Here is a 14045-nt window from a genome sequence, read left to right as displayed (position 1 = left end):
CGAACCTACGACCTTCGGGTTATGAGCCCGACGAGCTGCCAGACTGCTCCACCCCGCATCTGAAGGCGCAGATGATACGCACATGAAATCGGTTTGACAACCCCTCCCCGTTTAAATAATTCGATTAATCCGGATACACGACAACAGGGCAAAATTCACTGCCCTTTTCAATCCCGCTCGACAGGTTCACTGAGCCGGAAGGGGTCGGAGTCAAGCCGCGCCAGAACAGCGAAAAATGCTATCAACTCGGGGCGGTTTGACTCCGCCGCCTTGCGCTGTACCTGACAAAGCCGCTCCCGGCCATCCCTGGCCTTCTCGGTATAAGTGCTTCCTTCCCTGAACGAAAAAGCCCTGTCACCGGGACAGGGCTTTTGGTGCCTGGGTCAGGCGAGGACGTGCTAGGCCAGCGCCGCCGCGCAGAGTGACAGCAGACCGGCCGGGAACATCCCCAGGGCCAGCATGGCTAGCCCGTTCACCGACAGGGCGATCTGGGTATCCATGCCCGCGCTCAACGGCGTATTGTCCAGCGGCTTGTCGAAGTACATCAGCTTGATGATACGCAGGTAATAGAAGGCGCCGATGATGGAGAAGAACACACCCACCAGGGCCAGCCAGGTCATATCGATACTGACGACCGCCTCCAGCACCACCAGCTTCGCGAAGAAGCCGACGGTGGGCGGCACACCCGCCATGGAGAACATCACCAGCAGCATCATCCCGGCAAACCAGGGGCTGCGCTCGTTCAGGCCCTTGTAGTCTTCCAGATTCTCCGCCTCGAAGCCACGCCGGCTCAGCAGCATCACGATACCGAAGGCACCGAGCGCCATGACCGCGTAGACAATGCTGTAGAACATGGCGGCGGTATAGCCCTTGCTGGTGCCGGCGAGGATACCGATCAGGATAAAGCCGACATGGGAGATGGTCGAATAGGCCAGCATGCGTTTGATGTTGGCCTGGGCGATGGCGAATACGTTGCCCACCGCCATGGAGAGAATCGCCAGGATCACCAGCATGTACTGCCAGTCGCCGTGCAGCCCCCCCAGTCCATCCACCAGCATGCGCATGGCCAGCGCGAAGGCGGCGATTTTGGGTGCGCTACCCAGCAGCGTGACCACCGCGGTGGGCGCCCCCTGATAGACATCCGGCACCCACATGTGGAACGGCACGGCGCCAAACTTGAAGGCCAGGCCGATCACCACGAACACCAGACCGAATACCAGCACGATCTTGTTCACATCGGGATTGGCCAGGCCCTCGCTGATGGCCTGGAAACCGATGGAACCGGTGGCGCCGTAGATCATGGAGATGCCGTACAGCAACATACCGGAGGCGAGCGCACCCAGCACAAAGTACTTCATTGCCGCTTCGGAGGCGTCGGCGGAATCCCGGTTGAAGGCGACCAGGGCGTAGAACGAGAGCGCCAGCAGTTCCAGTCCGAGATAGACCGTGAGGAAGCTGTTGGCCGACACCATGACCATCATGCCCAGTATGGCAAACAGGCCCAGGACGTAATACTCGCCCTTGAACAGATCCCGGTCCCGCAGGTACTCCTTGGAATAGAGGAACGCCCCGCCGCTGATGATGAAGATGGCGATCTTGAGGATGTCGCCCATGCCATCCCTGACCACGCTGCCGTCAAACACAATGCGTGTTTCTGCCGGCGCCGTCATCAGGGTGACGACGATGGCCAGCAACAGGCTGATCTGCGTCATGCCATAACTGATTACCCGTTGCTCCTCTTTTAGAAACAGATCCACCACCAGGACCACACAGGCCGCCGTCAGGATAAAGATCTCCGGTAATACCGGTATCAGGCTGGATGTATCAAATTGCATCGAATCTCACCAATTCCTTGAATAGGGCCGGTTAGGGTATTTTTGTTACAGCAATATGTTTCAGCAGGTTGGCGACAGAGACGTCCATCACCTCGACCAGCGGCGCGGGCCAGAGACCGAGGATCAGCACGGCGGCCGCCAGGGAGCCAAGCACCAGGAACTCACGCCCGTTGATATCCTTCAGTGCCGCGACCTTATCGTTGCCAACCGCCCCAAACATCACCCGCTTGACCATCCACAGGGTGTAGGCGGCACCGATAATCAGTGTCGTGGCGGCAAGGAAGGCAAACCAGAAGTCGGCGCGGAAACTGGCCAGGATCACCATGAACTCGCCGACAAATCCGGAGGTACCCGGCAGTCCGGCGTTGGCCATGGCGAAGAACACCATGAAGCCGGCGAAGATCGGCATGGTGTGGACCACACCACCGTAGTCGGCGATCTCGCGGCTGTGGATACGGTCATACAGCACGCCGACACAGAGGAACATGGCGGCGGAGATGAAGCCGTGGGATACCATCTGCACCATGCCGCCTTCCACGCCCATCATGGCACCGCCGGTGGATTCGGTGCTCCGGGCGATAATGAACACGATAAAGAAGCCCAGCGTGACAAAGCCCATGTGGGCGATGGATGAATAGGCGATCAGCTTCTTCATGTCCTGCTGCACCAGCGCCACGAAGCCGATGTAGACCACGGCGATCAGGGACATGGTGATGATCAGCCAATCCAGGTAGCTGCTGGCATCCGGCGTGATCGGCAGACTGAAGCGCAGGAAGCCGTAGCCACCGATCTTCAGCATGATGGCCGCCAGGATGACCGAACCGCCGGTCGGCGCCTCGACATGGGCGTCCGGCAACCAGGTGTGCACCGGCCACATCGGCACCTTGACCGCGAAGGCCAGCAGGAAGGCGATAAAGATCAGCACCTGTACCTCCAGCCCCATCTTCAGGTCGTGGAACGCCAGGATGTCGAAGCTGCCGGCCTGGAAATACATGTAGATCAGCGCGACCAGCATGAACACCGAGCCGAAGAAGGTGTAGAGGAAGAACTTGATGGTGGCATAGACCCGGTTGGGTCCGCCCCAGACGCCGATGATCAGGAACATCGGAATCAGCATCGCTTCCCAGAATACATAGAACAGCATGGCATCGAGCGAGGAGAACACACCCACCATGACGCCTTCCATGATCAGGAACGCCGCCATGTAATGGGAGGGCTTGTACTGAATCACCTCCCAGCCGGCGATGATCACAAAGACCGAGATAAAGGTGGTGAGGATGATCAGCGGCATGGAGATGCCGTCGACACCCAGGTAGTACTCGATCTTGAACAGTTCGATCCAGGTCGCGCGTTCCACGAACTGCATGCCGACGCTGGTCGAGTCGAAACTCGAATAGAGCGGCAGACTCACGAGAAACGTGAGAATCGCAAAGGTCAGGGCCGTCCAGCGGGTGGCATTGGCCGCCCTGTCTCCACTTGCGAGAACCAGGAAGCCACCCACGATGGGCAACCAGATGGTCAAACTGAGTATGGGCCAGTCTGCTAACATGCGATGCGTCCTACCTTGCTTAAGCGATCACGAACCAGGTCAGCAGAATCAGCAGACCCAGAATCATGGCAATTGCGTAATGGAAGAGATAACCGGTCTGGATGTTGCGCACCCAACCGGCGAAGCGATCGATCGAACGGGCGGAGCCGTTGATGATCAGGCCGTCGATCAGGCCCCGGTCACCCATATTCCAGAACAGGTTTCCGATGCCCCGACTGCCCCCGGCAAACAGCGCCTGATAGGTTTCGTCAAAGCCGTATTTCTTGTCCAGCATCTGGTAGATGCCGACGCTCTGGAAGCGCTTTTTCCAGCTCTCCGCCAGGGACGGCCTCATCATGTAGAAGACAAAGGCAACCGCCACGCCCGCCGCGGCCAGCAGGGTCGGCAGGGCGAAAATACCGTGGGTAAAGAAGGCCCAGGTACCCTGGAACTCGATCTGGCCCAGGGTATTGTGCTCAGGCAGGACAAAGATCGAATCCTTGAACCAGTCGCCGAACACCATGTCGCTCACGGTGAACATACCGATGAACAGGGACGGCACGGCCAGCAGGATCAGCGGCACGGTCACCACCTTGGGCGATTCGTGCAGGTGTGCCTTGGCATGCTCGTCCCGCGGTCCGCTACCATGGAACACCAGGAAGTACATACGGAAGCTGTAGAGCGCCGTCACGAACACGCCGGCGACCACGGCGAAATAGGCATAGCCTGATCCGGCGATGGTTGAGTGATGCACCGCCTCGATAATGGCGTCCTTGGAGAAGAACCCCGAAGAGCCCGGCAGACCGATCAGCGCCAGCGAGCCGATCAGCGCGGTAATCCAGGTGATCTTCATGTATTTGCGGATACCGCCCATGTTGCGAATATCCTGATCATGGTGCATGCCGATAATCACCGAACCGGCGGCCAGGAACAGCAGTGCCTTGAAGAAGGCGTGGGTCATCAGGTGGAACACGCCGGCGGCATAGGCGGAGACACCGAGGGCCACCATCATGTAACCGAGCTGGGACAGGGTCGAATAAGCCACCACCCGCTTGATGTCGTTCTGCACCACGCCGATAAGCCCGGTGAACAGGGCCGTGGTGGCGCCGATCACCAGGACAAAGGTGAGTGCCGTCTCGGACAGCTCATAGAGCGGCGACATGCGGGTGACCATGAAGACACCGGCGGTCACCATGGTGGCGGCATGGATCAGTGCCGAGATCGGGGTCGGGCCTTCCATCGAATCGGGCAGCCAGACATGCAGCGGCACCTGCGCCGACTTGCCCATGGCACCGATGAACAGGCAGATGCAGATCACCGTCATCAGCGACCAGCCGGTATCACCCAGCACGGTGATCTGGGTATCCGCCAGGCCCGGTGCCAGTTTGAACACCTCGGCATAATCCAGGCTATTGGTATACATGGCGACCGCCGCGATACCCAGGATAAAACCGAAGTCACCGACGCGGTTGACAATGAAAGCCTTGAGGTTGGCGAATACCGCGGTCTCCCGCACCGACCAGAAGCCGATCAGCAGATAGGAGACCAGGCCCACCGCTTCCCAGCCGAAGAACAGCTGCAGGAAGTTGTTGGACATGACCAGCATCAGCATGGAGAAGGTAAACAGCGAGATATAGCTGAAGAAGCGCTGGTAACTGTTGGTACCGGCCAGACTGCTATTCGGCCAGTTCTCCTCATCATGGGCCATATAGCCGATGGTGTAGATATGCACACAGAAAGAGACGAAGGTCACCACCGCCATCATCATGGCGGTCAGCTGGTCCACCAGGAACCCGATCTCCATGCGGATACCGTCACTGACCATCCAGGTATAGACGCTGTCGTTATAGACCTCGGTAGTGCCGTTGATGAACTGGAGCAACACGTAGAACGAAAGCAGCATGGAGAGACCGACGCCGCCGCTGGCGACCCAGTGCGCCCCGGCTCGCCCAATACGCGAACCCAGAAAGCCGGCGATGATTGCGCCAATCAGGGGCGCCAGCACGATAAGGAGGTATATCTTGTCCATGCTTAACCCTTGAGAGAATCCAGATCTTCAACATTAATGGTGCGCGTGTTGCGGAACAGCACCACAAGAATCGCCAGGCCGATAGCCGCCTCGGCGGCCGCCACGGTCAGGATAAAGAATACGAACACCTGTCCGGCGTTATCGCCGAGGAAGTGGGAGAAAGCGACGAAATTGATATTCACGGCCAGCAACATCAGTTCCACGCACATCAACAGGATGATGACATTCTTCCGGTTCAGGAAAATGCCCGTGACGCTGAGTGAAAACAGTATTGCGCCGAGTATGAGATAGTCTGATAGTGCAATCATGTCGGCTCCAGTCAATCCTCTGCATCCATCTTGATCACCCGCAGGCGATCGGCCTTTTTCACCCGAACCTGCAACGACGGGTTCTGATACTTGGTCTCGGGACGCTTGCGCATGGTCAGCCCGATTGCCGCGATGATGCCCACCAGCAGGATGACGGCCGCCACTTCGAACTGATACATGTAGACGGTATAGAGGACGCTGCCCAGCTCCTCGGTATTGTTGTAACTGGACGGACGCGCCGCCGGGGCCGGCATCTTGTCGAGACCGAAGTTACCGGGGCCGACGACCAGGAATATCTCGATCGCCATCACCAGGGCCATCAGTGCGCCGACCGGCATATAGTTGATGAACCCGGCGCGCAGGGTGGCGAGATCGATATCCAGCATCATCACCACAAACAGGAACAGCACCATGACCGCGCCCACGTAGACGAGGATCAGCACGATGGCAAGGAACTCGGCCTCCGCCAGCAGCCAGATACCGGCACTGGCGAAAAAGGCCAGCACCAGGAACAGTGCCGAATGCACCGGATTGCGCCGGGTGATCACCATTGTGGCGGCATACACCAGGATGGCGGCAAACAGATAAAAGACAAACTTCTCGAATGTCATGGGTTATTCCAGTTTCAGTTTCTAAAAACCACTATTACCGATACTTGCCGTCTGCACGGATGCAGTCGGCCAGTGCCGCTTCATGAGTGTCGCCATGGGCCAGCAGATTTGCCTTGGTCATCACGGCGTCATGACGATTTTCAAAGTGGTACTCGTAAATCGGTGTCTCGACAATCGCGTCAACCGGACAGGCCTCCTGGCAGTAACCACAGAAGATGCATTTGAACAGGTCGATGTCGTAGCGTGAGGTACGCCGTGAACCGTCCGCGAGCGGGGGCGCCACTTCGATGGTGATCGCCACAGCCGGACAGGTCGCCTCGCACAGCTTGCAGGCAATGCAGCGCTCCTCGCCATTCTCGTAACGCCGCAGGGCATGCAGTCCCCGGAAGCGCGGCGAGATCGGCGCCTTCTCTTCGGGATACTGGACCGTGAACTTCTTTTTGAACATGTATCCGCCGGTCACCCCCAAACCCTTGAGGAGCTCCAGCATGGCCAGACTTTTGATGTAATCGCTCAGCATTTTCATCTTTCATCCAACCTCAGCTAAACCAGGCAAATCGATAGACGACCATGATCCCGACCACCAGAATCCAGACGATGGTGATGGGAATAAAAACCTTCCATCCCAGACGCATGATCTGATCATAGCGATAACGCGGGAATGTGGCGCGGAACCAGAGGAAGAAGAAACCGGCAAACGCGGCCTTCAGGAACAACCAGTGAATCCCGTCGCCCAGCAGGAACACCCCATCGACCCAGCTGGCCGGCAGCGGCGACAACCACCCGCCCAGGAACAGCAACGCAGTCAGGGCGGATATCAGGATCATGTTGGCGTATTCACCGAGGAAGAATACGGCGAACGGCATACCGGAATATTCCACATGGAAACCGGCGACGATCTCCGACTCACCCTCGGCCACGTCGAACGGCGCGCGGTTGGTCTCGGCGACACCGGAGATGAAATAGATCAGGAACAGCGGGAACAGCGGCAGCCAGAACCAGCCGAAGATGCCGGCCTCGCTCTGCTGGGCGCGCACGATCTCGCCCAGGTTGAGGCTGCCCGCCGCCACCAGCACACCCACCAGGGCGAACCCCATGGCGATCTCGTAGGCGACGATCTGCGCCGCCGAGCGCATCGCGCCCAGGAAGGCGTACTTGGAGTTGGACGCCCAGCCGGCGATGATGACGCCATACACGCCGATCGAGGTGAGGGCCAGGATATAGAGCAGTCCGGCATTCAGATCGGCCAGCACCAAACCTTCGGAAAAGGGGAACACGGCCCAGGCGGCGAGCGCGGGACCCAGGGTCAGCAGGGGTGCGATCAGGAACAGGACCTTGTTGGCCTTGGTCGGGATCACGATCTCCTTGAACATCAGCTTGACCGCATCGGCAATCGGCTGCAACCAGCCCTTGGGCCCGACCCGGTTGGGACCGATACGCACCTGCATATAGCCGATAAGCTTGCGCTCCGCGTAGGTAAAGTAGGCCACACAGAGCATCAGCGGCGCGACGATCACCACGATTTTAATCAGGATCTGCAGAACGATCAGATTCTGACCGAGCCATTCCCAGAGAGTTATCAATGATTCCATCGCTTAAATCTTCTCCAGGGTCACTTCACCAAACTGAGCGCCGAGCGTCTCGGTACCGGCCAGTGCGGCGGGGATACGGACACTTCCGTTTGGTACGTTGGGGTCAATAATTATCGGCAGTCGGGCGCGGCTGCCATCCTGGACGGCGAGCGCGGTTTCGCCGGCTGAAAGACCCAGCCTGGCCGCCTCGTCACCATTTATGTAAATGCCGGCCGGGATAGCATCATGGGTTCTCTGCAGCGCGGCCGCGTGGCGAACCAGAGGATCCAGCGCGTAGATCGGCACATCGCCGATACGCTGCAGCCCTTCCGCCTTGCTCCTCGGCTGCAAGGCCATGACGGCTTCGTTGGCACGGTTATCGGGGGATACGCCCGCGATCTCCTCCTTGAGTTCCGCCAGCACCTCTTCCGAGCTGACATAATCAAAACCCGGGATCGCCAGCAGGTTACCCAGTACGCGCAGGACCTTCCAGGCGGGGCGGGTATTACCGCCCGGGGTGATGGCGCCGGCAAACGATTGCAGCGTGCCGGCGGCGTTGACATAGCTGCCCGAGGTCTCCATGAACAGGGCCGTCGGCAACAGCACATCGGCGGCGGTATCCAGGTCCGCGCTGCGGTAGGCGGTCATTGCCACCACAAACCCGGCCTGTGCAAAGGCGCTGCCCGCCTTGGCGGGATTCCACAGATCCAGGCCTGGCTGGATACCCATCAGCAGATAGGCCTTGCGCGGCTGCTCCAGCATGGCCTGCGCATCGTCGCCGGCCGCGGCCACGGCACCGACCAGACGGGCACCGACGCTGTTGGCCGCCTCCGGCAGATAACCCAGCGTGACGTCACAGGCCTTGGCGACGGCGCCGGCCAGGACGCGCAGGATGGAGAAATCAGCATGCGCAACCGCCAGGTTACCCAGCAGCACGGTGCCGTTTGCGGCAGACTTCAGATTGTCGGCAATCGCCTGATGCTGCTCGGAGACCACCGCCTGATCGATCAGTGCACCGCTGGCACCCGCCGCCTTGGCCACTGCGGCCAGCTCGTTGAGCATGTCCGCCGGACTGGCCACCAGCTGCCGGGCCACGTAGTTCAGCTCCAGCTCAATCGGGTTAAGGAAGCTTATTTCGGCCCCTTCCAGCGCGGCCTTGCGCAGACGATGCGCCAGCAGCGGTTGTTCCTTGCGGATGTTGCTGCCGACCAGCAGCGCGGCGTCCACCGACTCCAGCGCCTCGATAGACTGTCCCAGCCAGGGGACGCGGGGCTCTTCGCCGCGGAAATCGCCCTGCCGCAGACGACTGTCAATCGCCTCGCTGCCCAGCGCCCTGACCAGCTTGCGGGCCAGAAACAGCTCTTCCAGGGTGGATGCCGGTGAGAGCAGTGCACCCAGGTCGGTACCGGCCGCCTGCAGGCCCTTGGCCGTTTCCGTCAGGGCCACGTCCCAGCTCACCTCGGCCCACTCGCCGTTTTTCTTGAGCATCGGCGAGGTCAGGCGCTGGTCGCTGTAGACGCCTTCGTAGCTGAAGCGGTCACGATCCGAGATCCAGCACTCGTTGACCGACTCGTTCTCTTTCGGGTGCACCCGGATCAGTTCATTGCGACGCACATGCAGGTGAATATTGGAGCCGACGGAATCGTGCGGCGCGATGCTGTCGCGCTGGATCAGCTCCCAGGCACGCGCCTTGAACCGGGAGGGCTTGGAGGTCAGGGAGCCAACCGGGCAGACATCGATGATGTTGCCGGAAAGCTCCGAGTCCACACTCTTCTCGACAAAGGTACCGATGGTCATGTGCTCACCACGCCCGGTGGCACCCAGCTCCCGAATACCGGCAATCTCGGCACCGAAGCGGACACAGCGCGTGCAGTGAATGCAGCGCGTCAGATCGGTGGCAATCAGCGGACCGATATTCTTGTCCTTGACGATACGCTTGCCTTCGACAAAACGTGAGATATCGCCGCCGTAGCCCATGGAGACGTCCTGCAACTCGCACTCGCCGCCCTGATCACAGATCGGACAATCCAGCGGGTGGTTGATCAGCAGAAACTCCATGGTCCCTTTCTGTGCCGCCAACGCGATCGGGGAATGGGTAAACACCTTCATCCCGTCGTTGACCGGCGTGGCGCAGGCCGGCAGCGGTTTGGGCGCACGCTCGACCTCTACCAGGCACATGCGGCAGTTTGCGGCGACGGAGAGTTTCTTGTGATAACAGAAACGGGGGATATCGATGCCGTTGGCGTCGGTCACCTCGATCAGCATCTGACCAGGCTTTGCCTGTATCGCCTTACCATCTATCTCGATTGTAATCGTCTGGTCTTCAGACATTGATTTAGTTCTCTAACCAGTAGCCGTAAATAACGTTCAATACAGGGTGAGGCCTCAGCCGACCATGCATTTCTTGTGTTCAATGTGATACTCGAACTCATGCCTGAAGTGCTTCAGCATGCCTTGTACCGGCATGGCGGCGGCATCGCCCAGGGCACAGATGGTGCGCCCGGCAATCTTCTGCGTGACGTCGTCAAGCAGTGCCAGGTCTTCGGGACGGCCGTCACCGCGCTCGATCCGGTTGATCACCCGGTAGAGCCAGCCGGTACCTTCGCGACAGGGCGTGCACTGTCCGCAGGACTCTTCAAAATAGAAGTAGGACATGCGCTCCAGTACCTTGACCATGCAGTTGGTGTCATCCAGCACGATTACCGCCCCGGAACCGAGCATGGAGCCGGCCTTGGCGATCGAATCGTAGTCCATGGTCAGCTCCATCATCTGCTCACCCGGGATGATGGGCGCGGAGGAGCCACCGGGGATGACGGCCTTGATCTTGCGGCCATCCTTCATGCCGCCCGCCATCTCCAGCAATTCCGAGAACGGCGTACCCAGCGGGATCTCGAACACCCCGGGGTTGTTCAGATTGCCGGAGATGGAGAACAGCTTGGAGCCGCCGCTGTTTTCCACGCCCAGCTGCTTGAACCACTCGCCGCCCTTCTCCATGATGACCGGGATGGAGGCCAGTGATTCGGTGTTGTTGATAATGGTCGGCCGGCCATAGAGCCCGAAGTGGGCGGGGAACGGCGGCTTGTAACGGGGCTGCCCCTTCTTGCCTTCGATGGACTCCAACAGCGCGGTCTCTTCACCACAGATATAGGCACCGCCACCCAGGTGCGAATGGAGCTGGAAATCAAATCCGGAACCGAGCAGGTTGTTGCCCAGGAAGCCGGCCGCACGGGCCTCCTCCAGTGCTGCCTCGAAGCGTTCGTAGGGCTCCCAGAACTCGCCGCGGATATAGTTGTAGCCGACGGTGGCGCCGATGGCATAGCCGGCGATGATCATGCCCTCGATCAGCTGATGCGGGTTGTAACGCAGGATATCGCGATCCTTGAAGGTACCGGGCTCGCCCTCGTCCGAGTTGCACACCACATATTTCTGTCCCGGGGCATTGCGGGAGATAAAGCTCCACTTCAGGCCGGTCGGAAAACCCGCGCCGCCACGACCGCGCAGCCCGGAGGACTTGACCTCCTCGATCACCTGCTCGGGAGGGGTTTTCTCCTTGAGGATCTTGATCAGCGCGGAGTAGCCGCCACGGCTCTGGTAGGTTTCCAGCAGCCAGGGGCGCTCGAGATCATTATTTCTGAGACAGACTTCGTTTGCCATGATGCTTACTCCAGCCCGTCCAGAATGGAATCGACCAGTTCAGGCGTCAGGTTCTCGTAATACTTGGTGCCGATCTGGAACATTGGGGCGCCGCCGCAGGCACCGAGGCACTCCACCTCTTTCAGGGTGAACTTGCCATCTTCCGTGGTCTGTCCCAGGGTGATACCGAGCTTCTTCTCCATATGGTCGACCAGTTTGTCGGAACCGTTGATCATGCAGGAGACATTGGTACAGACGCAGACTTTGTGTTTACCGACCTTGTTGCGTTCGTACATCGAGTAGAAGGTGGCTACTTCATAGACGGAAATGGGTGGCATGTCCAGGTAGGCGGCCACCTTGTCCATCAACTCCTGCGTAAGGGATCCACCGCTGTCATCCTGCACGATGCGCAGTGCCGCCATGACCGCGGACTGTTGCCAGCCTTCCGGGTATTTTGCAACCCAGGCATCGATCTCCGCCCGTATTTCCGCGGAGAACAGCTGCTCCTTGTTCTCCGTCGGCTTGACCGTGGTCATTGGTAAATTCTTGAAGCCCATCAGCGATCAATCTCCCCGAATACAACATCCATGGTGCCGATCACCGCCACCACGTCGGCCAGCATGTGGCCTTTGACCATCTCGTCCATCGCCGCCAGATGCGCGAAACCGGGAGCGCGGATCTTCAGCCGGAACGGTTTGTTGCTGCCGTCGGAAACCACGTAACAGCCAAACTCACCCTTGGGCGCCTCGACAGCCGCATAGGCCTCGCCGGCCGGCGGGCAATATCCCTCGGTGAACAGTTTGAAATGGTGGATCAGACTCTCCATGTCCCCTTTCATGTAGTCGCGGGCAGGCGGTGAAATCTTGTGATCCTGCACAATCACCGGGCCCGGATTCTCGCGCAGCCACTGGACACACTGCTTGATAATCCGGGTGGACTGACGCAGCTCCTCGACCCGCACCAGATAGCGATCATAGCAGTCGCCGTTCACCCCTACCGGGATATCGAAATCAACCCGGTCATAGGCCGCATAGGGCTGCTTCTTGCGCAGATCCCAGGCCAGGCCCGAGCCACGTACCATCGGCCCGGTAAACGACAGCTGCCTGGCGCGCTCCGGCGTCACCACGCCGATGCCAACGGTGCGCTGTTTCCAGATACGGTTATCCGTCAGCAAGGTCTCGTATTCGTCCACCAACCCCGGGAAGCGGTTGGCAAAATCATCAATGAAATCCAGCAGCGATCCCTGGCGGGTCTCGTTTTTACGCGCGATGTCGGCATCGCTGCGGAACTGATTGTTGGCATAGCGCGGCATCACCTCCGGCAGATCCCGATAGACGCCACCCACGCGGTAGTAGGCGGCGTGCATGCGCGCTCCCGAGACCGCCTCGTAGCAGTCCATCAGATCCTCACGCTCACGGAAGGCGTAAAGGAACACCGTCATCGCACCGACATCCAGCGCATGGGTACCCAACCACATCAGGTGGTTCAGTATCCGGGTGATCTCGTCGAACAGGGTGCGGATATACTTGGCCCGCAACGGCACCTCGACGCCCAGCAGCTTCTCAATCGCCATGACATAGCCATGTTCGCTGCACATCATGGAGACGTAGTCGAGTCGATCCATGTAAGGAATCGTCTGGTTGTAGGGCTTGCTCTCCGCCAGTTTCTCCGTGGCGCGATGCAACAGTCCGATGTGCGGATCGGCGCGTTCAATGACTTCGCCATCCATCTCAAGCACCAGACGCAGCACCCCATGCGCGGCAGGATGTTGGGGGCCGAAGTTGAGGGTGTAATTACGAATCTCAGGCATCTGTGGAGTCCTGCTGTGCATTGGACACAAATCGGTTGTCTTCGCGGATCACCTTCGGCACCAGCACGCGGGGATCGAGCGTCACCGGCTCGTAGATGACACGCGCCTGCTCGGCGTCATAGCGCATCTGGACAGTCCCTTCGAGGGGGAAGTCCTTGCGGAAGGGGTGACCGACGAATCCATAGTCCGTAAGAATGCGGCGCAGGTCCGGGTGGCCGCTGAACATGATGCCGTACAGATCGAAGGCCTCGCGCTCAAACCAGTCGGCACCGCGCCAGATACCCACCACGGAATCGACTATCGGTTGCAGGGCGTCGACAAAGGTGCGCAGCCGCAGACGCTGGTTGTGCACCATGGACAGGAGATGGTAGACCACTGCGAAGCGGTCGTTTTCACCGCGCGCGGAAACATCGATTATATGGCGGTTCACACCCCGATTGAATCCGGCCGCCGAGGCCTCCTGGGTCACCCATTCGGATTCGCCATAGCCGGCGTAATCGATACCGCAGGCATCGATCAGCTCCTCGAACTGAAACGCCGCGTCATCACGGAGTTCAGTGGCAATCGCCAACAGCTGCTCGCGGGGGACCACCATCGTCACCTCACCGAGTGCGGCGGTTACCACGCAGCCCTTCGATGCATAGCGGTCAATCAGATTGGCCTGCAATGTCTCGTGGCGAAGTTGGGATTTCGTCTTGACTGCTTCGTTCATTACCTGAC

12 protein-coding genes are annotated in these 14045 nt (G+C 59.5%); all 12 read right to left on the bottom strand.

The window, feature by feature from the left end; translation table 11 throughout:
- Positions 1–398 precede the first annotated feature (398 nt).
- Genes nuoN through O9K64_RS04790 form a run of 12 tightly spaced genes read right to left on the bottom strand, consistent with a single transcriptional unit; the run spans position 399 to position 14037 of the window.
- Entirely contained in the window at positions 399–1835 is a 1437-nt protein-coding gene (nuoN, locus tag O9K64_RS04845; protein ID WP_275096948.1) for an NADH-quinone oxidoreductase subunit NuoN, read from the bottom strand.
- A gap of 31 nt (positions 1836–1866) precedes the next feature.
- Positions 1867–3384: an NADH-quinone oxidoreductase subunit M gene (locus O9K64_RS04840; RefSeq protein WP_275096947.1), complete on the bottom strand. Its 1518-nt coding sequence runs from the start codon at positions 3382–3384 to the stop codon at positions 1867–1869.
- Positions 3385–3403: 19 nt separating this feature from the next.
- A complete protein-coding gene (gene nuoL, locus O9K64_RS04835; RefSeq protein ID WP_275096946.1) occupies positions 3404–5392 on the bottom strand; it encodes an NADH-quinone oxidoreductase subunit L in 1989 nt (662 codons plus the stop codon).
- 2 nt (positions 5393–5394) lie between these two features.
- The gene (gene nuoK / locus O9K64_RS04830; RefSeq protein ID WP_275096945.1) at positions 5395–5700 is read right to left on the bottom strand and encodes an NADH-quinone oxidoreductase subunit NuoK; all 306 of its coding nucleotides are present in this window, start codon (positions 5698–5700) and stop codon (positions 5395–5397) included.
- Between the two features lie 11 nt (positions 5701–5711).
- Entirely contained in the window at positions 5712–6311 is a 600-nt protein-coding gene (locus O9K64_RS04825; protein ID WP_275096944.1) for an NADH-quinone oxidoreductase subunit J, read from the bottom strand.
- A gap of 34 nt (positions 6312–6345) precedes the next feature.
- Positions 6346–6837: an NADH-quinone oxidoreductase subunit NuoI gene (nuoI, locus tag O9K64_RS04820; RefSeq protein WP_275096943.1), complete on the bottom strand. Its 492-nt coding sequence runs from the start codon at positions 6835–6837 to the stop codon at positions 6346–6348.
- 13 nt (positions 6838–6850) lie between these two features.
- Entirely contained in the window at positions 6851–7894 is a 1044-nt protein-coding gene (gene nuoH / locus O9K64_RS04815) for an NADH-quinone oxidoreductase subunit NuoH (RefSeq protein ID WP_420493152.1), read from the bottom strand.
- A 12-nt stretch (positions 7895–7906) separates the two neighbouring features.
- Positions 7907–10213 carry an NADH-quinone oxidoreductase subunit NuoG gene (nuoG, locus tag O9K64_RS04810; RefSeq protein ID WP_275096941.1) on the bottom strand — a complete coding sequence of 769 codons (2307 nt, stop codon included), beginning with the start codon at positions 10211–10213 and terminating at the stop codon, positions 7907–7909.
- Between the two features lie 54 nt (positions 10214–10267).
- On the bottom strand, positions 10268–11536 hold the full coding sequence (gene nuoF, locus O9K64_RS04805) for an NADH-quinone oxidoreductase subunit NuoF (protein WP_275096940.1): 1269 nt from the start codon (positions 11534–11536) through the stop codon (positions 10268–10270).
- 5 nt (positions 11537–11541) lie between these two features.
- The gene (gene nuoE, locus O9K64_RS04800; RefSeq protein WP_420493151.1) at positions 11542–12072 is read right to left on the bottom strand and encodes an NADH-quinone oxidoreductase subunit NuoE; all 531 of its coding nucleotides are present in this window, start codon (positions 12070–12072) and stop codon (positions 11542–11544) included.
- Entirely contained in the window at positions 12072–13325 is a 1254-nt protein-coding gene (locus O9K64_RS04795) for an NADH-quinone oxidoreductase subunit D (protein WP_275096938.1), read from the bottom strand. Before O9K64_RS04795 ends, nuoE begins: the two co-directional genes overlap by 1 nt.
- Positions 13318–14037, bottom strand: a complete 720-nt coding sequence (locus tag O9K64_RS04790; protein WP_275096937.1) for an NADH-quinone oxidoreductase subunit C — start codon at positions 14035–14037, stop codon at positions 13318–13320. The genes O9K64_RS04795 and O9K64_RS04790 overlap by 8 nt, the downstream gene beginning before the upstream one ends.
- Positions 14038–14045 lie beyond the last annotated feature (8 nt).

This window comes from Sedimenticola hydrogenitrophicus, from assembly GCF_029017505.1.
GTDB classification, from domain to species: Bacteria; Pseudomonadota; Gammaproteobacteria; order Chromatiales; family Chromatiaceae; genus Sedimenticola; species Sedimenticola hydrogenitrophicus_A.
Note: the sequence above shows the minus strand (reverse complement) of the source record. Positions and strands in the feature narration are given on the sequence as shown.